This is a genomic window from Ignavibacteriota bacterium, assembly GCA_016218045.1.
In the GTDB taxonomy this organism is placed as follows: Bacteria; Bacteroidota; Ignavibacteria; order SZUA-365; family SZUA-365; genus JACRFB01.
Genome location: JACRFB010000060.1, coordinates 1 through 23,698 on the forward strand (window position 1 = coordinate 1; position 23,698 = coordinate 23,698).

Here is a 23,698-nt window from a genome sequence, read left to right on the forward strand (position 1 = left end):
AAGCGGTATGGAATCGAGAAAGGTCTGCATCGGCGTCTTGCCAAAACAGTACTTTCCTGAGTGCGGCCGAACGGTGTTGTACTCGGTGAGCCAGGCGTCGACATCCTCTTGGATCTCCTCGATACTGCTGTAGATTTTACGTCGTTACCTCTTTACGCCTTCACGCCTTTACCTCTTTACGCCTTCACGCCTTTACCCCTTTACGCCTTCACGCCTTTACCCCTTTACGCCTTCACGCCTTTACCCCTTTACGTCCACCGTCTCCCGTCTTACGCCTCCCGTCTTTCGTTTCCCGTTTACCGCCTCCGCCGCGAGCGATCAAAGCGCAGCCAGCGCAGGCGTACTTTCAAGCGCGTCAGCAATGGCAATGGTCGTATCGATGGCCTGGGCGCGGGGATGATTGTTGCCGAATACGTAGACGTGTTCGGAGTACTGGGCGAGAGCGAGAATGTTGCGTACAATTTCTTCTATCTCCTGTTCTGTGTACGTGTAGTCGTACCGTGTGGTGTTGTCGCCCTCGAACCAGTTGAAGGCGTTGCGGCCGTGCAGCCGGTAGTAGGCGATGCGGCGGGACGGGTAGAGCACATTGCTCGTGAGGCCGGGCAGATGCGGCGCGTCGACCGAACTGAGCGCGATGCGGCGGTGCCGCGCGTATTCGACGGTGCTCTCCGTGTGCCAGCCGGCATGCCGCAGCTCGAACACGATGGGCAGCGCCTCGAAATACTCGCAGAGGGTGTCGAGGTAGACGAAGTTTTCGGGCGTGCAGCGGAAACTGGACGGAAACTGGAACAACACCGCGGCAAGCTGGCCGGTGTCGGAAAAAACCTGCAGCGAATCGGCGAACATGCGCCAGTCCTCGCGGATCGCCCGACGCTCGTGTGTGATGGATTGATGCGCCTTCACGCTGAATCGCGCGTGCGGCGCCTTGTTGCGGATCTGGAACAGCGTGCTCGGACGCGGCATCGAGTAGTACGTGTAGTTCAACTCGATGGCGGGGTAGAACTGCTGATGGAAATCCAGCATCTGCGGACGCTTCGTCCCGAGAGGGTAATAGGGCCCGACCCAGTCGTCGTACGAATATCCGCTTGTGCCGATGAAAATGCCCCTCTTCGCAAGCTTCCACAAACTCCGCGGCGGGCGAAGACGGGTGTCCTGATCTATGAACAGTGATGGCTGATACATGGGAATCGCGTAGTTAGATGTTTGTCTAACTGCAATGTATCAGGCGGATTTGTCTTTGTCAAGTACTTTTTTTGGTAGATGGATGGAGGGTAGATGGGTAGATGGTAGTTGGTAGATGGTAGAGGGGGTGGGGTGTGCTGGGTGCGTGTGAGGAGACAGGAGGAAGGAGGCAGGAGTGGTAGGTGGTAGATAGTAGATGGTAGTTGGTAGATGGTAGAGGGTAGAGGGGTGGGATCTGCTGGGTACGTGTGAGGAGACAGGAGGAAGGAGGCAGGAGTGGTAAGTGGTAGATAGTAGATGGGTAGATGGTAGCTTGGAGAGGCTCGGGCAGCCCCTCTTCTTTTACCTTGCTACCTTGCTGCTTGGCTACGTGGATACGTGTCACGTGGATACGTGGAACGCAGCCGTCACATCTTCAGGCACGCGCCGGTGTGAACGAATCCGCGGCTTCCGCGGATGTGATACCGGTACACGCCCGCGGGGAGATGTCGCAGGTCGATGGGGATGGTGTGGACGCCGGCGCCGAGGGCACGCCCCGCGTCCGAAACAACCACGCGGCCGAGCGCGTCGGTGAGGAAAATGTCGATGGAGGCCGGTTGCCGCAGGGCGACGCGGAAGGTGGCGATACCGCGCGCTGGCTGCGGCCATGGAGCGGAGATGTCGAAGTCACGTCGGAATACGGGAGTTTCGGATGCGGAATTCGGCTGCTCGTAGGGACGCAGGGCGATCTGATCGAACCAGACGCGGCCGGTATGGCGGCGGAACAGGGCGTACAACGACACACGACGTATGGGTTTGGCGGGTCGTATGACTTTTGTCGCGTATTCCCAGTCGTGACTGCCGGGCGAAAACTGCGCGCACTGGCCGTAGAGGGGTGTCCCGTCGGTGTACTGCACGTCCACATACAACGCGTAATCGTTGTCCTTCGCGCCCGAGACGTCCTCGGCTTTGGACCAGCCCGACAACTCGAGATCGGCCGGCACCGCCTGATTCACGTCGATCGAGCAGTACACGCCGCGGGATTCGGTGAGACTGTCGTTGCGGACCGACACGGACCGCCGCCCGGTGCGCGCATGCGCGCCCGTGGTGTCGTACACGAATCCCTTCATATAACTGCGCCAGGCGTCGGGCATGCCGTCGTCGTTGTCGTCGATTTCAAAACTGAAATTGAGCACCAGGTTTGTGGAATCGGCGGTGACAACATTCAGCGGCGCAAGTGCGACGGCGAAAAGTCCCGTGCTCGCGTACGCCGTCACAGGCACATCGGCGCCGTGCGGCGGAGCCCCCATCGGTATCGTGGCCGTGCCCTCGTACCACGAGGGTTCGGGTCCGGCGGGGGAGCCGTCGTTGCGCAACCGCAGTTCGCGCGGACCACCGAGCGCACCGAGTGACGCGGTGACATGCAGGGGCAATCCTGTGCCGCTGCGGAACACGGTCGTCGACGAGTCGCGCGCGAGCACGCGCACGGTCACGGGAGTGCTGCCGTCGGCCGGAACCTGCGGCGGATCGAAGACGATGCTGTCGATGCGCGGCGAGGCGAGTCTGGCCGCGGGATTCGCGAGCAGAATGCATGCGCTTTTTGCGGGAATGGTGTCGCGGGCGGGTCCCGTGCCTAGTACACCTCCCGCCACGGTGGTGCCGGGCGATACCGTCACCATGCGGCGCGAGGAGGCACCGGGGAAAACACCGGACTTTGCCGGATCGGCGTTCACGATGACGGTCGCGTGCTCGAACTCGCGCACAAACAGCGAGGAGGCACCGGCGGATCCCGGACGCTGCAGTTCGTCCACATGCGCGATTGCGCGTGACAGTGGACGTCCGAGCGGGATGTCGAATTCCGGGAAGTGTGAAAACTCCTGATAGTCGGTCGCGTTGGCGTACAGCGACAGCGAATCGGCCACCAGCAGGTAGCTCGCCAACGTGTACAGGCGCGCGGCGGGATCGTCGTGCGGCGCGCCCCCCAGGGCGAGCCAGGTGCGACGGAACTGGTGCTGGCAGCGCAGACCCACGTCGCAGAGTTCCTTCCAGTACGCGCCCGTGACGTATGCCGACCAGTGTGTGTACGCAAATCCCTCCGTCATTCCTCCGTCGGCGTGCAGCAGCAGGCTGTCGCTGCGCGCGGCGTACAGACCATTGAAATACGCGGGCCGCGGCGCCACGGCGGCCTTGATGGAATCGAGAAACGTGTACATGTTCGCGCCCCATGTGGCGTCGTTGTACGCGGCGGGCGGGTAGGCATCGCAGCCCCAACGCTCGACGCGGTACCAGGTGTCGTCCTCGAAGAGTCCGTTGTATCCGTCGCGCGCGAAGCTGCGCTGTATCGATGCAACGGATGCGCGCAGCCAGGTGCTCCGCCCCACATCCATCACAAAGAATCCGTAGTAGTCGTTCATCAGGCGGTTGTTCACGTTGGTGTTGAACGATCCCGCAGCAGGGAAACGTGTGGAGCTTGCCCCGTGATACGCGCGGATCAGGCACTCGTAGCCGCCGAGGTTCCGATCACCTTCGCTCACGGTGAGAACCACCCCGTAGCTTCCCCCGCTGTCGGCCATACGGAATCGTTCGCGTCTCTCGTCGATGGTATTGTCGCGGTTGATGTCGCAGAACAGCAGCACCGAATCGGGCGCGATGTCGCCGATGGCAATGGCCGTCACGGCGATGCGGGCCTCGCGCGGGGCGCCGGATCCGCGCGTGAAATCCACGGCTCCCAGGGCGACAGCCGCCTCGTCGCGGCGCGGACTCCGCACCGCCACGGGCCTGCCGTACGACACGGCGCCGCCGTCCGCCTCCGCATCCACACGCAGCCATGTCGCGGATTTGGGAAGCCGGACGCGCAGCGTCGTACCTTTCACGAGACTGTCGACCAGCGGCCTGAAGGTCCCGAGAGAATCAAGGGAGAAAAGAATCCGATATCCCTGAATAGGAATGGGTCGTCTGTCGCGCACCCACACAATGGATGCCGTGTCGCCGCGGAGGAACAACGCAAGTCCCGCCGGATCGCCGCAGTGCAGGAAGGCGTGTTCGTCGCGCGACACCGAATCGTACTCCGGAAACGAGGCGTGCAGCGCCACCATGTCGCGGTAGAGCAGCACGGGCAGCGCGGGATTCGTCGCATGAAGCAGCGTGATGTCGCTGCGCGATCCCTCGTCGATGAGCACGAATCGTCGCGCGGCAAGCGTGGCGAGAAAGCGGTCGCCTCCGATCGCGCCGTAATTCACCAGGTAGGCCGCGGAACCGCGCGGTGCGTACTCCGCGGGTTGTGCGCCCGCGCGCAGGCAACAGAGGAAGAGAATCGGCAGCACTCTCCGGACGGTCATCGGCGGATCTCGCGACTGTGATGGAGGCAAAATAGGCAGAATGTCCCGAAGCGGGAATACCACACACGAATCCGGCGCGGGCCGTTTCCGATGCAGATATCCGCATCCGCACTACCGCACCGCGGTTGCGGTTGCCTTTCCGTGCAGCACATTCTATATTTCTTCATTCCTCTGACATCGGGGGTTCCCATGATCCTGCGTCTGATCGGTGTTGTTCTGACCGCTCTTACCCTGTGCGCCTGTTCGCAGCCGCCGGGAGAGCCCGCGGCAAAATTCACGTCGTCGCTGAAGAAGTCCGTCGAGGCCCACTCCGACACGCAGACGCTGTTCAGCGTGCTCTGCATCCCGACGCGCCCGATCACCGCCGACATGCGCGGCGAGGCGCTTGTCCACGCCCGCGAGGCCGACGCGCTCGGCGATCATCTTCTCCGCGCGTCGGTGACAGGCGGGCAGCTCCGCGCGCTCGCGGCACTCGACTGGATCGAACGCGTGGATCTCGATCCCGAAAACAAATTCGACCTGCCGCTCCGCACGGCGGTGCAACGGGCGCGGCGCGGTGGCGGACAGGCGCGCCTCGACGTGCTCGGCAAATGCGGCCGCGCGATTTCCCCCGAAATAAAAAAAGGACTGCAGGAGACGGGCGCGCGCATCGGCAGCGTGATCGGAGACATGTTCACGGCCGATGCCGATCTCGCGGCGCTGTACGCGCTTGCCGCGCTCGACGATGTCACCCTGCTGCAGTTGTCGCAGACCCGCGACACGCGTTGACGACTTCCTCAAAAGCAAAACCGGAACTGTCATGAAATATCTGCGTCTTCTCACCCTCGCCCTTCTGTGCCTCTCCTCCACTGCCGCGCAGACCTTCCCCGACGCGTCCTCGCTGCTCAAACCCTCGTTTCCCGCGGTCCCGGGAGCGGCGCAGGTCGTGCACATCGATGCGACCGCGGCCAAACTCGACACGCGCCTTTTACATTTCGGAGTAACGGATGCGGGACTCCGAAAATCCGCGGCACCGCTGCTTTCGTCCGGACTGCTGCCCGTGGAATGGATCGGCGGCAGGATGCTCCTGCCGGTGTTTGTTCTCTGCAACGGCAATCCCGACGAGGCCGCCGCGGCCATACGCGCGGCGGGAGGCGACGCCGGCACGCGGGCGGGCGATGTGCTTCTGGCTCGTGTACCGGCGGACGCACTGCGCGCCGTTGCCTCATCCCGCGCGGTGCGGGCGATCCAGGCATCGTCGTTCCTGAACCCGCTGCTGAACGAGAGCCGTCGCGAGATCCGCGCCGATGCGGTCCATGCGGGGACGAATCTGCCGCAGGCCTACTCGGGACAGGGTGTCGTGGTCGGTGTCGTCGACTCGGGCATCGACTGGGCGCACCCGGATTTTTCGACACGAAACGGATCGCGCATTCAATACTTGTGGGACATGTCGGATTCGGTCAGCACCGTCGCGTCACCTCCCGTGGAATACGGATATGGACGCGAGTACACACGCGCCGCGCTCGAGGCGGGCATCGCGCTTGAACGCGACCTCCCGGATGGTTTTGGACACGGCACACATGTCACGGGCACGGCCGCCGGAAACGGTAACGCCAATGCCGAATACACCGGCATTGCGCCCAAGGCCGATATCATATTCGTCAAAGGATTCAGGAGCGGCCCGGGTTTCAAGGATACCGACGTCATCAACGGCTGCGACTGGATATTCAAACGCGCGGCCGCTCTCGGAATGCCGGCGGTGATCAACCTCAGTCTCGGAGGGCATGCGGGCCCGCACGACGGATCCACATTGTACGAGCGCAGTCTCGACGCGCTGACGGGCCCAGGCCGCATCATTGTTGCGGCTGCGGGAAATGAGGGCGACAGGCGCATGCACGTGCGGTACACGACGGGCGGCAGTGACGACGAGCCGCGTGTCACGTTCTTCCGTGTGCAGCAGGGCGCGCCGCTTGCGGCCATCGACATCTGGTACAGCGGCGGTCCGGTGAATGTGGGCCTCGCGTGGTACGATCCGTATCCCACGCTGCTCGGACATACGGCCGCCGTGCCCGCTGGCGGAGCGATGAATCTGTCGCCCGTGACGATCGGCGGACCCGTCCCCGGCTTCTATTCACTCGCAAATATCGCGTCGGATCCCGTAAACGGACTTGGGCATGCGGAAATTATACTGCTCAACAACACGCAGTCACCCATCATGCTGGAAGACGTCGTGTTTGCCCTGTATACACATGGATCCGGCACTCTCGACGCCTGGTTCGTGCGCGGGGGCGAGTTCGGTCCGACACGCCATGACGACTATCACATCATACCGGGGGATTACCGGTCCAGTGTCGGCACGCCCGGCACCGCGAAGCGTCTGATCACGGTCGGTTCCTACGTTACAAAAAACACCTGGACCGATGTGAACGGCACAACACAGACACAGGACGGCAATCCCACGGTCGGCGACCTTTCCTCATTCAGCAGCAGCGGACCCACCCGCGACGGACGCCTGAAGCCCGAGATCTCCGCGCCCGGCGAGGCGATACTGTCCGCGCTGTCCGCCGACTGCGGCGCACCTGATGCGAGCGTGCTCTTCGGTGGACGTTATCAGAAGATGCAGGGCACGAGCATGGCGTCGCCGCATGTGACGGGTACCGTTGCGTTGATGCTCGAGAAAAATTCCGCACTCGACGTCGACGACGTGCGCAATACCCTCATCACCACCGCGCGCACCGATGCCTTCACCGGCGCCGTGCCCAATGTGCAGTTCGGTCACGGCAAACTCGACGCCTTCGCCGCCGTGCAGCGCACCACGCCGCGAAAGAGCCGCACCGCGCCGCCCGCGTCGTTCTCGGTGACGGTGTATCCGAATCCAACTGCGGGCAACACTGTCCTCTCGTACACGTTGCCTCATGCTGCCGATCTGCGCCTGCGCATCACCGACGCACTCGGCCGCACCGTGGCGCAGCGGGAACTGCTGTCACAGACCGAGGGCACGTATCGGCTTCCGCTCACAATCGACGCCGTGCCCGCGGGTGTCTACTTTTACACCCTGCAGGCGGGCGAGTCCGTGCAGAGCGGCCGGATTGTCCGGACACCGTAATGGTGTGAGAACTGGGACGTTGGGAGTAGGGAGTTGGGAGTACGGGGTAGCTGGGCCGTCGCGGTAGCGAGAGCAACACTTTAATCGCCCATGAGATTGTAGTAGGCGGTTGATCTGCCTCGCGTCTTCCGTCTCCCTACTCCCTACTCCCCCGTCCCCCGTCACCCGTCACCCGTCCCCCGTCACGACTCCCCAGTCACGTCTCCGGGAGGTCGTCGGTCGTTTTCAATTCTCCCCGCCGCGGCGTATTTTTTGATTCTTTCACAGAAAGCAACCCATGTACGAATACGTCGGCGCTATCCATATACATTCCGTGTATTCCGACGGCACGGGACGCATCCCCGATATCGCGCGGGCGGCATCGGAGGTGGGCTTGGATTTTATCATGATGAGCGACCACAACACTCTCAAGGCCAAGAAAGACGGCCTGGAGGGGTGGCGCGACAATGTGATGGTGCTCATTGGCTATGAAATAAACGACCGCCACGATCGGAACCACTATCTGGCCTTCGGGCTCGACAGCACGGTGGGCGTGCGCATCACTGCGCAGGAGTATGTGCGGCGCGTAAAAGAGCGCGGGGGCGTTGGATTTCTGGCGCATCCCGACGAAAAACGCGGCCATATGCCGGAACATCCGCCCTATCCTTGGACGGCGTGGGACAGCGAGGATTTCGACGGCATCGAAATCTGGAATCACATGAGCGAGTGGATGGAAGGGCTGACACCCGACAACAAGCTGCAGCGTTTTCTGCATCCCTTGAAGTCGATCGTCTCGCCCTCGACGGAGACACTCGCGCGCTGGGACGCGCTGAATCGGATCCGGCCTGTAAGCGGCATCGGGGGAGTGGACGCCCATGCGCACAAGGCCGATGTGCTCGGATTCTTCGACGTCGAAGTCTTTCCCTACAAGGTCATGTTCCGCTCCATCCACACACATGTGCTGCTGGACGAGGAACTGCGCCGCAACGACGCCGGTTTTTTCGAGGAAGACAAATGGCGGATCTACGAGGCCCTGCGCGCGGGGCGTTCGTTCATCGCCAATTCGTATCACGCGGATCCGCGCGGTTTCGATTTTCACGCGACGGCGCATCGCAGAAAGGTGTACCCCGGCGCAACCCTGCAGCATAGGCCCGGCGAGAGCATCAAGATCACGGCGCGCGCCTCCGAACGCGCGGAGCTGCGGCTGTACTGCAACGGCACCCTTGTGCACACCGTGAACGGGAAGGAAATGCAGTACCGCGCCGACGTCCCCGGCGCTTACCGGGCCGAGGCCTGGCTCGACGGCAAGGGATGGATCTTTTCCAATCACCTGCGCTGCGGAAACTCCCGCGGCCGCTGCTGACACAAGTCCAACGGCTTATTCCCCACACGCACACAGCACGGACCCCATGAACACAGTGATCCCCGACACCGATCCCGACATAGACAAACCGCGTTCCAATTGCGGCATCGTGGGTGTCTTCGGCGACCCCGACGCGTCGACGCTCGCCTACTACGGCCTGCACGCGCTGCAACACCGCGGACAGGAGGCAAGCGGCATCGTCTCGTGCCTGCGCGACGTCAGCGCGTCGCCCCGCCTGCGCATGCACAAGGGACCCGGCCTCGTCACCGAAGTATTTTCGGACCGCGATGTCCTGAAATCTTTGCTCACGGGCGACATGGCCATCGGGCACAACCGGTATTCGACGACGGGGTCCGACAATCTCGAGAATGTGCAGCCCTTCATGGTGAATTACCGCGACGGGCAGCTCGCGATCGCGCACAACGGCAACTTCACCAACACGCGCGCACTGCGCTCGCGGCTGCAGCGCGAGGGCACCATCTTCCAATCGTCCACCGACACCGAGGTGGTGCTGCACCTGACCGCGCGCAGCGCGGCCTCCACGCCCGAGGACCGGATCATGGACGCGCTCAACACCGTCGAGGGCGCGTATTCGATCGTGATGCTGCATGGCGACACGCTCATCGCCGCGCGTGATCCGCACGGCTTCCGGCCGCTCGCGCTCGGGCGACGCGGCAAGGCGTGGATCGTCGCGTCCGAAACCTGCGCGCTCGACACGATGAAGGCCGAGTACGTGCGCGACGTCGAGCCGGGCGAAGTGCTGTTCTTCGACAGGCGCATGGGCGCGGACGGCGAACCCCTGCGCCGCATGCTCGATCTGCGTCCGGAGAGACACCGCCACTGCATTTTCGAGTTTATCTATTTCTCGCGGCCAGATTCGAACATTTTCGAGGACCGGGTGGACCGCGTGCGGCGCAAGCTCGGCAAAGTGCTTGCCGAGATGAGTCCCGTGGGCGCGGGAGACGACGAACCCGTGGTGATCATGTCGGTGCCCGATTCCAGCAACACCGCGGTGATCGGTTTTGTGCGCAGCAGCCAGAAAGCGGGCATCGACGCGCGCTACGAGATCGGCCTGATCCGGAACCACTACATCGGCCGCACCTTCATCGAGCCGGGGCAGGAGAAGCGCGAGATGAAGGTGCGCATGAAGTTCAACACCGTGCGCGGCGTCATCGAGGGCAAACGTGTGGTGGTGATCGACGACTCGATCGTGCGCGGCACCACGAGCCGTCTGCTCATCAACCTGATCCGCGAGGCGCATCCGAAGGAAATCCATGTGCGCATCAGCTCGCCGATGATCATGAACCCCTGCCCCTACGGGATGGATTTCCCGAGCACCGACCAGCTTCTCGCCGTACAATGCGACGGCGATCTCGAGAAAATCCGGCAGGAAATCGGGGCCGATTCGCTCGCGTATCTCTCGATGGATGCCATGCTCACTGCCGTGAGCCACGAGGGCAAGCGCGGCTACTGTACCGCCTGTTTCAACGGCGACTATCCCATCGCGCCCGAGGCCAATCTCTCGAAGGAGGCGCACGAGTCGTGATGCGCCGATATGCGGCCGTGCTCTGCGGCCTCGGAATGCTCGCCGCACTGCCCCTCGCGGCGCAGGAACGCGTCTCGACGCGCGTCCTTCTCAAGACCGTCGAAACGCGCGCGTATGAGGTTGTCGGCGGCGGACTCGCCCGCGGTTTCGCCTCGCCCGACCTGCGCGCGCTGCTCGCGCAGTATCCCGGCGCGCGGCTCGAGGCCCTGGCGCCTCCCGCGCCCGCGCTGCAGAAGGGGACGCGCGACATCGACCGCATCGCGGTCGCGGTGTTCCTCACCCCCGCCGATGCGCGCGACGCGGCGCGCCGTCTGGCACAGGCGCCGGGCATTGAATACGCTGAAACGGAGCATCTTATCCAGATCGATGCGGCGCCGAACGACAGCGCCTGGTCGTCGCAGTGGGGCACGCAGCGTATACGGACGGAACAGGCCTGGGCGAAGACACGCGGCGCGGGAGTCGTGGTGGGTGTCATCGACACGGGCATCGATCCGACACATCCCGATCTCCGTCCCCGCATGTGGATCAATCAGCGCGAGGACGTCAACGGCTCGGGCCGCTATGAGCCCTGGCCCTCGACGGAAACGCGCGGCGGAATGACGGGCGATTTCGACGGCATTGACAACGACGGGAACGGCGTGGCGGACGATGTGACCGGGTATGATTTCACCGATCAGCAGGGTTTCGGCAACGCGGCGGGCGGCGATTACGGCACGCCCGATCCCGACGTCGAGGACGAGATGGGCCACGGCACCAGCGTTAGCGGCATCATCGCCGCCGAAGCCGGGAACGGCATCGGCATCGCGGGTGTCGCGCCCGAGTCGCGGCTGATGACCCTGCGCGCCTTCGATGCGCGCGGCGTGGGGGCCGAGGGCGACGTCGCCCGCGCGCTGACCTACGCGGTGGACAACGGCGCGTCGGTCGTCAACATGAGTTTCGGCGATGTGCAGTACTCGCTGGTGCTGCGCGACATCGTGCGCTACGCGCACGGACGCGGCGTGGTGCTGGTCGCCTCGGCGGGCAACGCGCAGAGTTCGGCGCTGCACTATCCGAGCGCGTACGGCGAGACCGTCTCGGTCGGCGCCACCGCCTCCAACGACGTGCTCGCCGGATTTTCGAACTACGGATCGACTGTGGATCTCGTGGCGCCGGGGCAGGACATTGTGACCACGGAACGCGGCGGGCGCTACGCGTCCTTCAACGGCACGTCCGCTTCCGCGCCCTTTGTGAGCGGCGTTGCGGCGCTGATACGCGCGCTGCACCCGGCGTTCACACCCGACGATGTGCGCGGCGTGCTTGTCGCATCGGCGCGCGATCTCGGCACACCGGGCTGGGACGAACGTTATGGCGCCGGACTGCTCGACGCCGAACGCGCGACGGGCATGGACAATCCCACCATCGTCCGTCTCACCGAACCGCGCACGGGTTTCGGAACCTCGTCCGATACCATCGTGGTGATCGGCACCGCCGCATCGCCGTACATGACCGGCTACACACTCGAGTACGGCATGGGTGTCAATCCCACACGCTGGACCGCCGTCATACCCGAACGCGCGGGACAGGTGATCGGCGACACACTCGCGCGCTGGGATGTCTCGCGGCTCGCCGACACCACCTACACCCTGCGGCTCTCCACACGCGGCAGCACGTCGGCCACGCTCGAAGATCGCGTCGTCGTGCGCCTCGATAAATCCCCGCCGCTCTTTCTCGGACTCGGCTTTGTGCCTGCGATCGACAACCGGCACGGCGGCGTCGCCGCGGGGTTCATCACCGACGAACCGACGCTCGGCCGCATCTGGTATCGCGAAAAAAACAGCGGCCAGGAGTGGCAGTGGATATCCGCCGAAGGCGGCACAACAAACAATCTGTTTGTCGGGCACACCCACTACGCCTTCCTCGGCGAAAACGTGCTCGCGCCGGGGCGCACTTACGAGTTCTACTTCTCGGCGCGGAACGAGACGGGACTCGAACGCATCGCCCGCGACGGTGTGCGGAATTTCGAGGCAGTGATCGATCCGCCCGTCTCCGGCACCGATCTGCGGACAAAATCCTTCGGATTGCCACCCGGCCGCGTCTGCGCGGAAACCACCGACTTCGATGTCGACGGCAAACCCGAGGCGCTGATCAACGATTATTCGGATAACGGGATCCTGAAAGTCTTCGAATGGAACAACGGATCTTTCAGTCCGCTGCCTTCCGCGTTCGGCAACCGCATTCCTCGCGGGGCGGGTTCGCTGACAGGCGACGGCCGCGTGCATCTGCTCGCATCGTACGTGCGCAGCGGATTCGTGTACGAGGCCGCCGCGGCCGGCACGGTTCCATCGACGCTTGTGTGGGCCGATTCGAGCGGTGCATTCTGGCCCGTGACCATGGCCGACGTCACCGACGACGGCCGCGACGAGGTGATCGCCGTGGTGAACGATTCCACCATCGGCATCTTCTCATTCTCCGCGGCGCATGTGATGACGCGCATCGCCGCGATCACGAATCCCTCCAAACCCGATCCCTACACCCGCCGCAACACGTTCGGAAGCCCTACCGTCGCCATCGGCGATTTTAACGGCAACGGACGCCGCGACATGCTCTTCGGCGACGACGACGGCGACTTCTTCATCGCCGAGCACCGCGGAGGCGGCCAGTACCAGGTCATTTGGATTCTCGAGAGCGATTACATCGACGGCGGCAATTACGTAAGCGCCGGCGATTTCGACGGTGACGGCCACGACGATTTTGCTCTCGGACTGCGCACGTCTTCTGACGACGTCATCCCGTTCTGGTACGCCGGAATATATTCCCTCGACACACAGAACCGTTCTGTGAAGAAGTGGTCGCAGCAGTTCTACGGCATCGAGGAGGCGGGGCAGTACGGCGCATTCACACGCATACAGAACAGCACCGCGGCCGCCAACGTCGATGCCGACGCCGAGAGCGAGCTGTTGCTGACCTTCTTTCCGGAGCTGTATATCGTGGACTACGACCGGGCGTCGCGGCAGTTCCGGACCGCCTACATGCAGCCGCTCGTGAACACCAACGCCGCGGTCTGCGCCGACTTCGACGGCAACGGCGTCGCGGAAATCGGCGTGATGACACGCGACAGCATCACCTTCCTCGAACGCGAACTGCCGTACGCGGGTCCACCGCGTCCGGTATCGCTCGATGTCGAGTACATCTCCGCGACACGCGCACGCATCGGCTGGAGCGTCTCCTCGGCCTCGCCGCGCTATCGTCTGTATAAAAAGACGAACGGATCCGAAATGTCCCCCTTCGGGGAATTCACCTCCGGCCCCGTCAGCGATTTTTCCCTCGAACTCGACAGCGTGTACCAGTACGGGATTTCCGCGGTCGATTCGTCGCGCGTTCCCGTCGAGAGTCCATTGCTGCTCTCACGCGTGCTGCGCCCGCATGAGCAGCCGCGCATGGACTCCGCCACGTACGTGCAGAACGGGCAGGTACGTCTTGCGGTCTCGCAGGACGTCGGTCCCACGATCCCGCCGGTGTCGGCATTCCGGCTGGACGATACGCGCGAGGCCGAGAGTGTGAGTCTGCTCTCGCCGCGGCTCCTGCTCCTCAGTTACGGCGCTGTGCCTGATGGTGACCATGGCCTGCGTGTCAAAGGACTGCGCGACGCCGAGGGTATACCCTTCGACGAGGAAACCTTCGTCACCTTCAGCGTCGCCAACACCACGGCGCCCGCGTGTTACATCGAGAAAGTCGACTTCCTTCCACCCGACGGCTTCGCCGTGTGGTTCAGCGGTCCCGTGGACAGTAGCTCGGCAGTTGACGCCGCGTCGTACAGCATACGGCCCTCGGGCACCGTGCATAGCGCGCGTTTCGACCGCGCCGCGCCCTCGCGCGTGGAACTGCGTGTCACATCCGCGCAGCCCCTCGGTGCGCTCGGCAGGGAGTACCTCCTCAGCGTGCGCGACGTGCGATGCGCTTCGGGTCAGTCGATAACGTCCGGTGCCGGATCCACCTACGCTCTCATCCTGAACCGCGCCACACTCGACGAGATGTTTGTGTATCCGAATCCGCTCAGGCCCGGCGACGCGCAGGAATTCGTCACCTTCGCCAATCTTACGCCGCGCGCGACCATCAGGATTTACACCGTCTCGGGTCACTTCGTGCGCGAGGTGCAGGAGGTGGACGGCAACGGCGGCACCGAATGGGATCTGCGCGACGACACGGGCTCGCGCATGCCCGGCGGAGTGTACGTGTATCACGCGACGGGCTTCGACGCGCGAGGCGTGGAGGTCGGAACAAAAACCGGAAAATTCGTGATAGCCCGATGAGTACAGAACAGAAGCAGCCCGGATCCCGCGACCGCATCTGGACGCTCAGCAACGCGATCAGCGCGGTGCGCCTCGTTCTCGTGGTGCCGCTCTATCTCGTGATGCAGGCGCCCGAGATCGATCGTGTCCTCGTGGCGGTGATACTTCTCGCCGCCTACATTTCCGACCTGTCCGACGGCTTCATCGCGCGGCATTTTCATCAGGAAAGTGACGCCGGATTGATCATCGATCCTTTGGCCGACAAAGTGTTTGTGCTCGGCGCGATGGCGGCGTTCCTCGGCGCGGGCCTGATTCCGCTCTGGTACGTCGTCGTGGTAATTCTCCGCGACGTGTGTATCTTTTTCGCGGGCATCCTGCTGAAGAAAAAAACCGGCGTGCTCGCGCAGAGCAATTACATGGGGAAGGCGGCCGTGCTCTCGATCGCACTCGTCATCCTGCTCTCGCTGTTCCGCGACGATCTCGCGGGCCCGGTGCTCGACGGAGCCGTGTACCTCAGTCTGATTCTCATGGCGGGTTCGCTGTGGTCGTACGGCGCGCGCGCGATCCCGCTTTTACGTTCCCATTCACGATGATTCCGGAGTTCCATGGGTTTTCTTGACGCACTCAAACTCACCCGTCTCAAAGAAGGGCTGATGAAGACGCGCGACGATGTCGTGCGCAAGGTGACGCGCGTGCTGCGCGCAAAACGGAAGATCGACGAAAGCCTGCTCGACGAGATCGAGGAGATCCTCATACTCGGCGACGTGGGCGTGGGCGCGACATCGCGCATCGTCGACAATCTGCGCGACCGCGTGAAGAAGGAGCGGTACGAGGACGCGTCCGAACTGCTCGCGCTTCTGAAAGAGGAAGTGGCCGCGCTGTTCGGTGTCAACGACGTGCGCAGCGACGGTACCTCGATCGAAATCCCGGCCGGTGCGCGGCCCTATGTGATCATGATCGTGGGTGTAAACGGTGTTGGAAAGACAACGACCATCGGCAAACTCGCGCACAATTACCGCTCGTCGGGGAAAAGAGTTGTGATCGGCGCGGCCGACACGTTCCGTGCCGCGGCCAACGAGCAGCTCGAAGTATGGGCAACACGCGCGGGCGTCGATATCATCCAGCAGCAGCACGGCTCCGATCCCGCGGCCGTGGCCTTCGACACGCTGCAAGCCGCGATGGCGCGTGATGCCGACGTGGTGATTATCGACACCGCGGGCCGTCTGCACACCAAGACGAACCTCATGGAGGAACTCAAGAAGATCAAACGCGTGCTCGCCAAACTCATGCCCGAGGCGCCGCACGACGTGCTGCTCGTTCTCGACGCCACAACCGGACAGAACGCGATACAGCAGGCGCAGCAGTTCGCGCAGGCGGTGGATGTGACCGGACTCGTGGTGACCAAACTCGACGGCACCGCGAAAGGCGGCGTTGTGATCGGCGTGAGCGGCGAACTTGCCATCCCCGTCAAATACATCGGCGTGGGTGAGCAGATCGACGACCTGCAGGTGTTCGACCGCGAGAGTTTTGTGGACGCCCTCTTCGAAGGATTCAGCACGGAAACGGAGGCGGAAAACCCGTGACCACAGGCGCCTCGCCCGATCGCATACACCGGCTTCCGCAGCACATCGCGAATCAGATCGCGGCGGGCGAGGTCGTGCAGCGGCCCGAGTCGCTGGTGAAGGAGCTTGTCGAAAACGCGCTCGACGCGGGCGCGACACGCGTCACAGTCGTGATCGCGGGCGCGGGCAAACAGCTTGTGCAGGTGATCGACGACGGCAGGGGCATGAGCGAGGACGATGCGCTGCTCGCCTTCGAACGGCACGCGACGAGCAAAATCTCCTCGGCCGACGATCTCGAGACCATCAGCACGTTCGGTTTCCGCGGCGAGGCGCTGCCCTCCATCGCCTCGGTCGCGAAAGTGGAATTACGCACCCGCCCCGCGGACAGCGACGTGGCCTTCCTCGTGCGCATCGAGGGAGGGACACTCGAGGAGCGCACGCGTGTGCAGGGCGAGCCCGGTACATCGATCGCCGTGAAGAATCTGTTCTTCAACACGCCCGCGCGCCGGCAGTTCCTCAAGGCCGATTCGACGGAATACCGGCACATCGCCGACACCGTGCAGCGCGCCATCATCTCGAATCCCGACGTGCACTTCACGCTCATCAACGACGGCGAACGCGTGTACGACGTGCCTCCCATGGCGCTGCGCGGACGCATCGCGGCCGTGTTCGGCGAGCGTGCCGCGGCCTCGCTGGTGGAGGTCCGCGAGGAGACCGACCTGCTCACCATCACGGGTTTTGTCGGCCGTCCCGATTTCGCACGGAAGACGCGCGGCGAGCAGTTGCTTTTTGTGAACAGCCGGAGCATCGTGAGCCGCCTGCTGAACCACGCGGTGGTGAGCGCGTACGAGCACATGCTGCAGCAGGGCGAGTATCCGATGTACGTGCTGTTCCTCAATCTCAATCCGCGCGAGATCGACGTGAACGTACATCCCTCGAAACTCGAGGTGAAGTTCAGCAATGAACGGCATGTGTATTCGCTGGTGAACGCGGTTGTGCGGCGCTCGCTGTACGGTGCGGATCTGTCGCCCGCGCTGACGTTCCGCGATCCTATACCGGGAGGAGACGAGACCGCCCGCACTCGGCTTGCGGTACCCGGCACGGGTCCTGCCGACGGCGGCGACCGCTTCCGCGGCATCGGGTACGAGCATCCGAGTTACGCCGACCGCTCGTCCGCGGGCGGGCGTATGGATCCGGCCGCCATCGACTCGCTGTTCCAATCCCTCGGCCTGCCCTCGCAGCATCCGAGCGAAACACAGGGCGACGGCGGAGGTCAGGTGATACTTCTCCCCAGTGAAAGGCCCGTGTCCGACACGTCCTTTCTCTGGCAGCTCCACAACAAATACATCTTCACGCCCATTAAAAGCGGGCTGATGATCATCGACCAGCACGTGGCGCACGAGCGCATCCTGTACGAACGCGCGCTTGCCGCGCTGGATCATGCCGCGCCTTTTTCGCAGCAGCTCCTCTTCCCGCATACCTTCCGTGTCGTGCCCGGCGATTATGCGCTGCTGGTCGACATCCTCGCCGAGCTGCGCCGCCTCGGATTTGTCCTGCGTGTCGCGCCGCCCGATTCCGTCACCGTCGAGGCCGTGCCGCAGGATGTGCGCGTGGGCATGGAGGAACGCATCCTCGAGGAGATGATCGAGCAGTACAAGGAATACAGCGGCACGGGCACCACCGACGTGCGGCACAATGTCGCCGCGTCGTACTCGTGCAGAGCCGCGATCAAGACCGGCGAGAAGCTCAGTCCTCCCGAGATGCAGATACTCATCGATCAGCTTTTTGCGACGTCGAATCCCTACGTGTGTCCGCACGGGCGCCCCGTTGTGATTCGCCTGCCGCTCGACGAACTCGATCGCCGTTTCGGACGCACAAGCTGAAGGCGGACGGGATGGGACGAGCGAATACAAAACGGGGAACGGGAAACGTTGAACGGGGAACGCGTGAACGGGGAACGGCGAACGGAGAACACGTGGTAGGGGAAGGGGGAAGGGGGAAGAGGGAAGAAGGCAGTGCCGCGCATGACTGCGACTGCACACGGCTCGCCTCGCATGTACAGGATGCGGGTGATGGGACGGATGCGGATGCCGCAGCGCGAAAAATTCTGATGGCACGTATCGAGGCCGATCCGTTTATGGCGGCGCTCCTCGCTGCCGCGCGGGCGGGCGAGGACTCGTCCGATGATGGGTCTCTCAAGGAGTAGAGAACGGCATGGCGACATCCGGATGCATCCGATACTTGCGATCGCGTGTGTGCATCGGGATATCAATCGATTGCAGCGTTGTGAACTACATTAATTGAATCATTCGGAGGACACATGACATACGAAACGCTCTTGTGTGCGGTAGAAGACGGGGTGATGACGATCACGCTCAACCGTCCGGATGTGTTGAATGCCTTCAACGAACAACTTTCCGCGGATCTGCTCGATGCGTTCCGCGTTGCGGGTGAGGATGCCACCGTGCGTGCCGTGGTGCTGACCGGTACCGGCCGCGCGTTCTGTTCCGGACAGGATCTGAAGGATATTTCCGACGATCCGACGCGCTCGTTGGCCGACAGTCTGCGACGCCGCTACAATCCGTTGATACGCGCCATGCGCGCCCTGCCGAAGCCGATACTTGCGGCGATCAACGGGGCCTGCGCGGGTGCGGGGCTGAGCCTGGCCCTCGCCTGCGATATGCGTTTTGCTTCAGAACGCGCGAAGCTCATCCAGGTGTTCATCCGTATCGGACTTGTGCCCGACTCCGGTTCGTCATGGTTCATGCCGCATCTCGTCGGCTACGCGCGCGCCTTCGAGCTGTGCGCAACCGGCCGCGATGTCACGGCGCAGGAGGCCGCGGAGATCGGTCTCGTGAACAAGGTGATCTCGCCCGAGTTACTCATGGACTACACCATGACCGTCGCGAAACGTCTTGCCACCGCGCCGACACAAGCGATCGGCCAGATCAAGGAGATGCTGAACCGCGCCGTGGCAAGCGACCTCGAAACGGCGTTGCTCTTCGAAGAGGACATGCAGGAGAAGGCCGGCTACAGCCACGACTATCAGGAAGGCAAACGCGCCTTCCTCGAAAAACGTCCGCCGAAATTCGAGGGACGATAAATCTATCCCTCCACGGACGTGCCTCCGGCACGTCCGGGTGCGGGGAGGCGAACGAAATCCACGGACGTGCCTCCGGCACGTCCGGGCGCGAGGCATGGCGCATGGCCCGCATGGCGCATGGCCCGCATGGCGCATGGCCCGCATGGCGCATGGCCCGCGTGGCGCATGGCACATGGCACGCACGGCGCATGGCCCGCATGGCGCATGGCCTGCATGGCGCATGACCCGCATGGCGCATGGCCCGCATGGCGCATGGCCCGCATGGCGCATGGCCCGCAAGGCCCATGGCCAGCATGGCGCATGGCCCGCAAGGCGCATGGCCCGCACGGCGCATGGCCCGCATGGCGCATGGCCCGCATGGCGCATGGCCCGCATGGCGCATGGCCCGCATGGCGCATGGCCCGCATGACGCATGGCACATGGCACGCACGGCGCATGGCACGCATGGCGCATGGCCCGCATGGCGCATCGCGGCGCTGATGGAAACGCCCGGACGCGCCGGAGGCGCGTCCGTGGAGGGGTGCCGCGCCGAGGGGGATGGGACGCGCCGGAGGCGCGTCCGTGGAGGGGCGGATTGCCGCGAGGGATTGGACGCGCCGGAGGCGCGTCCGTGGAGCTTTGCGCGGCCCGCGAGGGAAGCGGGCGGCCGGGACGGCCGCCCGTGGATGCAAAGCGCAGAATTTCGCATATTTGTGATCCACATTTGCGTGTATTATGGAACAGCCCGCCTACTCCCCGGTTCACAAAATCCGCTTCGTCACCGCCGCGTCGCTTTTCGACGGACACGACGTCAGCATCAATATCATGCGCCGCATACTCCAGGCCGGCGGCGCCGAGGTCATTCACCTCGGTCATAATCGCTCCGTGTCCGAAATTGTCGACGCGGCTATCCATGAGGATGCGCAGGGCATCGCCATCTCGTCCTATCAGGGCGGACATATGGAGTACCTGCGCTTCATGAAGGACTTGCTGCGCGAACGCGGCGCGGATCATGTCAAAATCTTCGCCGGCGGCGGCGGTGTGATCGTGCCCGAAGAGATCGCGGAATTACACGCCTATGGCATCGATCGTGTGTTCTCGCCGCAGGACGGACGCGACCTCGGCTTGCAGGGCATGATCAATCTCATGCTCGAGGCCTGCGACTATCCCGCGGGACGCGCGCGCGACATCGCGGTGAAAAACGATACGCTGCTCGTCCATGGCACTCCGGTCGCCGAACTCAACAACGGACTCGCACACGACCGCCTCCTCCTCGCGCAGGCCCTCAGTGTGGTCGAAGAAAATACTTCTGTCAGCATACCCGTTCCGGAAGGACACCGTGTACCCGTCCTCGGAATCACCGGCACGGGCGGCGCGGGCAAGTCGTCGCTCACGGACGAGATCGTCCGCCGCTTCCTGCTCGCGTTTCCCGACATGACCATGGCCGTGCTCTCTGTTGATCCGTCGAAACGCCGCACGGGCGGAGCCCTGCTCGGCGACCGCATCCGCATGAACGCGATCGCCACCAGCGATCCGCAGGGGAGCACGCGCGTCTTCATGCGCTCGTTTGCGACGCGGGCCGCCAACACCGCGACATCCGCCGCGCTGCACCGCTCCATCGACCTGTGCAAGACCGCGGGCTTCGATCTCGTCATCGTCGAAACCGCGGGAATAGGGCAGTCGGATTCGGCCATCGTCGATCTTGTCGATGTGTCGATGTATGTAATGACCCCGGAATACGGGGCGCAGACGCAGCTCGAAAAAATCGACATGCTCGATCTGGCCGATCTGGTCGTGCTGAACAAGTTCGAGAAACGTGGCGCCGAGGACGCGCTCCGCGACGTGCGCAAACAGTACCGCCGCAATCACGGGCTGTGGGACGCGCGCGACGAGGATCTGCCCGTCTATGCCACCATCGCCAGCCAGTTCAACGACCGAGGCACCAACTACCTCTTCGCCTCGCTGCTCCGTCTCATCGACACAAAAACCGGCACCGCGTGGAGCACCGACGTCGCCGTCGACGCGACACTTCCCGACAAGGCCGCCGTGATCCCGCCCGAACGCTCGCGCTACCTGTCGGAAATCGCCGATAGCGTGCGCGACTACAAGACGTGGGCCGCCGAGCAGTGTTCGCACGCGCGCAAGTGGTATCAGCTCGAGGGCGCAGCGCGTGTGCTCGCCGAAGGCGCGTCACGCCGCGAACTGCGCATCTCCGGCGCCGAAGGCACCGTCGAAATAGGCGAAGGCGCGCTGCGCGCGGACCTGCTCGAGGCGCTCGAAGCCCAGATCGGCCACTTCCGCTCGCTGGTTACTCCCGAGAATCGCGACCTGCTCGCGCAGTGGAACGACGCGAAACAGGCCTACCGCCAGGACAAACTTGTCACACGCGTGCGCGACCGCGAAATCGTCACCGACCTGTACACGACCACACTCTCGGGCACACGCGTCCCCAAGGTGGCGCTGCCGCAGTTCGAGGACTGGGGCGACGTGCTGCGATGGATACTGCTTGAAAATGTACCGGGTTCCTTCCCGTACGCCGCGGGTGTGTTTCCCTTCAAGCGCGAGAACGAGGATCCGACACGCATGTTTGCGGGCGAGGGCGCACCCGAGCGCACCAACCGCCGTTTCCACTACGTGTCGCAGGGCATGCCCGCCGCGCGCCTGTCCACGGCTTTCGACTCCGTGACGCTGTACGGCGAGGATCCGCACGAGCGTCCCGACATCTACGGCAAGATCGGCAACTCGGGCGTGTCGATATGCACGCTCGACGATATGAAGAAGCTCTATTGCGGCTTCGATCTCTGCGCGCCGACTACCTCGGTGTCCATGACCATCAACGGTCCGGCGCCCATGATTCTCGCGATGTTCATGAACACGGCCATCGACCAACAGGTCGAGAAATGGCTGGTATTGAACGGCAGGTACACCGAGGCACGCGCGGCCATCGACGGACACTTCGCCGCGCTCGGCATGACACGCCCGGTGTATGCGGGCGTCGACAACTTCACGGAGGTGCTCGACGAACTCGGCGATTCCGCGCACTTCGCGAAGGGCGCGCGTGTGCACCGCTATTTCGGACTCGGCACGCTGGGGGTTCACGGACCCTGGCTCGTGGAGCGCGGACTCGTGCCGGCCGACGTGTACGCGTCCATCGCGGCGGAAACCATGGCCAATGTGCGCGGCACGGTACAGGCCGACATCCTCAAGGAGGATCAGGCCCAGAACACCTGCATCTTCTCGACGGAGTTTGCGCTCAAGATGATGGGTGACATTCAGGATAACTTTGTCCGGAATTCCGTCCGCAACTACTACTCGGTGTCGATATCGGGATATCACATCGCCGAGGCCGGGGCGAATCCGATCACGCAGCTCGCCTTCACGCTCGCCAACGGTTTCACCTACGTCGAGTATTACCTCTCGCGGGGCATGCACATCGACGACTTCGCGCCGAACCTCTCGTTTTTCTTCTCGAACGGCATCGACGCCGAGTACTCGGTGATCGGCCGTGTGGCGCGGCGCATCTGGTCCGTCGCGATGAAGAATCTGTACGGCGCGAACGACCGCTCGCAGAAGCTGAAGTACCACATCCAGACCAGCGGCCGTTCGCTGCACGCGATGGAGATCGACTTCAACGACATCCGCACCACGCTGCAGGCCCTCTACGCGATTTACGACAACTGCAATTCGCTGCACACCAACGCCTACGACGAGGCGATTACCACGCCCACCGAGGAGAGCGTGCGCCGCGCCCTCGCCATACAGCTCATCATCAATCGCGAGCTGGGTCTGGCGAAGAACGAGAATCCCCTGCAGGGCGCCTTTATCATCGAGGAACTCACCGACCTGGTCGAGGAGGCGGTGCTGGCGGAATTCCGTCGCATCTCCGACCGCGGCGGGGTGCTGGGCGCGATGGAGACGATGTACCAGCGCGGCAAAATACAGGAGGAGTCGCTCCTCTATGAACATCTCAAACACAGCGGCGAGCTGCCGATCATCGGCGTCAACACGTTCCTCCGCCCCGAACATCTGGCCTCGCACGAATCACAGCCGACCGAATTGATCCGTTCGACCGAGGACGAGAAGGTCCGGCAGATCGAGAACGTGCGCGCCTTCCAACAACGGAACGCCTCGGCCGCGAATGCCGCGCTCGCCGCCGTGCAACAGGCGGCACAGGAGCACGCGAACGTGTTCGACCGCCTGCTCGAAGCCGTGCGCGTGGCCTCGCTCGGACAGATTTCGGCCGCCCTCTACGCCGTGGGCGGGCAATACCGCAGGAACATGTAAGCGGGTTTTCCCCGCGGTCCGGCACTCGTC

The 23,698-nt window shown here is 63.6% G+C and carries 13 protein-coding genes and 1 pseudogene; 11 read left to right on the top strand and 3 right to left on the bottom strand.

The genetic code is table 11. The features are described 5' to 3' along the window. From HY962_15840 to HY962_15850, 3 genes and pseudogenes are all read right to left on the bottom strand, one after another. Positions 1–144: pseudogene (locus tag HY962_15840) on the bottom strand (transposase). A gap of 174 nt (positions 145–318) precedes the next feature. After that, positions 319–1,182: a DUF72 domain-containing protein gene (locus HY962_15845; GenBank protein ID MBI5648403.1), complete on the bottom strand. Its 864-nt coding sequence runs from the start codon at positions 1,180–1,182 to the stop codon at positions 319–321. A gap of 407 nt (positions 1,183–1,589) precedes the next feature. Continuing rightward, the gene (locus HY962_15850; GenBank protein ID MBI5648404.1) at positions 1,590–4,499 is read right to left on the bottom strand and encodes a hypothetical protein; all 2,910 of its coding nucleotides are present in this window, start codon (positions 4,497–4,499) and stop codon (positions 1,590–1,592) included. A 189-nt stretch (positions 4,500–4,688) separates the two neighbouring features. Between HY962_15850 and HY962_15855 the strand changes: the two genes are divergently transcribed. The 11 genes from HY962_15855 to HY962_15905 all read left to right on the top strand — a co-directional run bounded on the left by HY962_15855 (position 4,689) and on the right by HY962_15905 (position 23,668). Continuing rightward, positions 4,689–5,267, top strand: coding sequence for a hypothetical protein (locus HY962_15855; GenBank protein MBI5648405.1), 579 nt, complete (start codon positions 4,689–4,691; stop codon positions 5,265–5,267). A gap of 31 nt (positions 5,268–5,298) precedes the next feature. Further along, on the top strand, positions 5,299–7,584 hold the full coding sequence (locus HY962_15860; GenBank protein ID MBI5648406.1) for a S8 family peptidase: 2,286 nt from the start codon (positions 5,299–5,301) through the stop codon (positions 7,582–7,584). Positions 7,585–7,861: 277 nt separating this feature from the next. Then, positions 7,862–8,926 (top strand): PHP domain-containing protein, encoded by a 1,065-nt coding sequence (locus tag HY962_15865; protein ID MBI5648407.1) that lies wholly within the window; start codon positions 7,862–7,864, stop codon positions 8,924–8,926. A 46-nt stretch (positions 8,927–8,972) separates the two neighbouring features. After that, positions 8,973–10,472, top strand: a complete 1,500-nt coding sequence (locus HY962_15870) for an amidophosphoribosyltransferase (GenBank protein MBI5648408.1) — start codon at positions 8,973–8,975, stop codon at positions 10,470–10,472. Further along, positions 10,472–14,761, top strand: coding sequence for a S8 family serine peptidase (locus tag HY962_15875; GenBank protein MBI5648409.1), 4,290 nt, complete (start codon positions 10,472–10,474; stop codon positions 14,759–14,761). Before HY962_15870 ends, HY962_15875 begins: the two co-directional genes overlap by 1 nt. Further along, on the top strand, positions 14,758–15,333 hold the full coding sequence (locus tag HY962_15880) for a CDP-alcohol phosphatidyltransferase family protein (GenBank protein MBI5648410.1): 576 nt from the start codon (positions 14,758–14,760) through the stop codon (positions 15,331–15,333). The genes HY962_15875 and HY962_15880 overlap by 4 nt, the downstream gene beginning before the upstream one ends. A gap of 12 nt (positions 15,334–15,345) precedes the next feature. Then, entirely contained in the window at positions 15,346–16,323 is a 978-nt protein-coding gene (gene ftsY, locus HY962_15885) for a signal recognition particle-docking protein FtsY (protein ID MBI5648411.1), read from the top strand. Between the two features lie 23 nt (positions 16,324–16,346). Continuing rightward, the gene (mutL, locus tag HY962_15890) at positions 16,347–18,185 is read left to right on the top strand and encodes a DNA mismatch repair endonuclease MutL (protein MBI5648412.1); all 1,839 of its coding nucleotides are present in this window, start codon (positions 16,347–16,349) and stop codon (positions 18,183–18,185) included. A gap of 92 nt (positions 18,186–18,277) precedes the next feature. Beyond that, positions 18,278–18,508, top strand: a complete 231-nt coding sequence (locus HY962_15895) for a hypothetical protein (GenBank protein ID MBI5648413.1) — start codon at positions 18,278–18,280, stop codon at positions 18,506–18,508. A 114-nt stretch (positions 18,509–18,622) separates the two neighbouring features. Further along, positions 18,623–19,405: an enoyl-CoA hydratase/isomerase family protein gene (locus HY962_15900; GenBank protein MBI5648414.1), complete on the top strand. Its 783-nt coding sequence runs from the start codon at positions 18,623–18,625 to the stop codon at positions 19,403–19,405. 714 nt (positions 19,406–20,119) lie between these two features. Then, positions 20,120–23,668, top strand: a complete 3,549-nt coding sequence (locus tag HY962_15905) for a methylmalonyl-CoA mutase family protein (GenBank protein ID MBI5648415.1) — start codon at positions 20,120–20,122, stop codon at positions 23,666–23,668. Positions 23,669–23,698 lie beyond the last annotated feature (30 nt).

What these genes read in the sequence shown, in the direction of transcription:
- HY962_15900 (MBI5648414.1), top strand. Translation starts at nt 18,623, where the DNA reads ATGACATACGAAACGCTCTTGTGTGCGGTAGAAGACGGGGTGATGACG.
- HY962_15865 (MBI5648407.1), top strand. Translation starts at nt 7,862, where the DNA reads ATGTACGAATACGTCGGCGCTATCCATATACATTCCGTGTATTCCGAC.
- HY962_15860 (MBI5648406.1), top strand. Translation starts at nt 5,299, where the DNA reads ATGAAATATCTGCGTCTTCTCACCCTCGCCCTTCTGTGCCTCTCCTCC.
- HY962_15870 (MBI5648408.1), top strand. Translation starts at nt 8,973, where the DNA reads ATGAACACAGTGATCCCCGACACCGATCCCGACATAGACAAACCGCGT.
- HY962_15855 (MBI5648405.1), top strand. Translation starts at nt 4,689, where the DNA reads ATGATCCTGCGTCTGATCGGTGTTGTTCTGACCGCTCTTACCCTGTGC.
- HY962_15850 (MBI5648404.1), bottom strand. Translation starts at nt 4,499, where the DNA reads ATGACCGTCCGGAGAGTGCTGCCGATTCTCTTCCTCTGTTGCCTGCGC.
- HY962_15905 (MBI5648415.1), top strand. Translation starts at nt 20,120, where the DNA reads ATGGAACAGCCCGCCTACTCCCCGGTTCACAAAATCCGCTTCGTCACC.
- HY962_15875 (MBI5648409.1), top strand. Translation starts at nt 10,472, where the DNA reads ATGCGCCGATATGCGGCCGTGCTCTGCGGCCTCGGAATGCTCGCCGCA.
- HY962_15880 (MBI5648410.1), top strand. Translation starts at nt 14,758, where the DNA reads ATGAGTACAGAACAGAAGCAGCCCGGATCCCGCGACCGCATCTGGACG.
- ftsY (MBI5648411.1), top strand. Translation starts at nt 15,346, where the DNA reads ATGGGTTTTCTTGACGCACTCAAACTCACCCGTCTCAAAGAAGGGCTG.
- HY962_15845 (MBI5648403.1), bottom strand. Translation starts at nt 1,182, where the DNA reads ATGTATCAGCCATCACTGTTCATAGATCAGGACACCCGTCTTCGCCCG.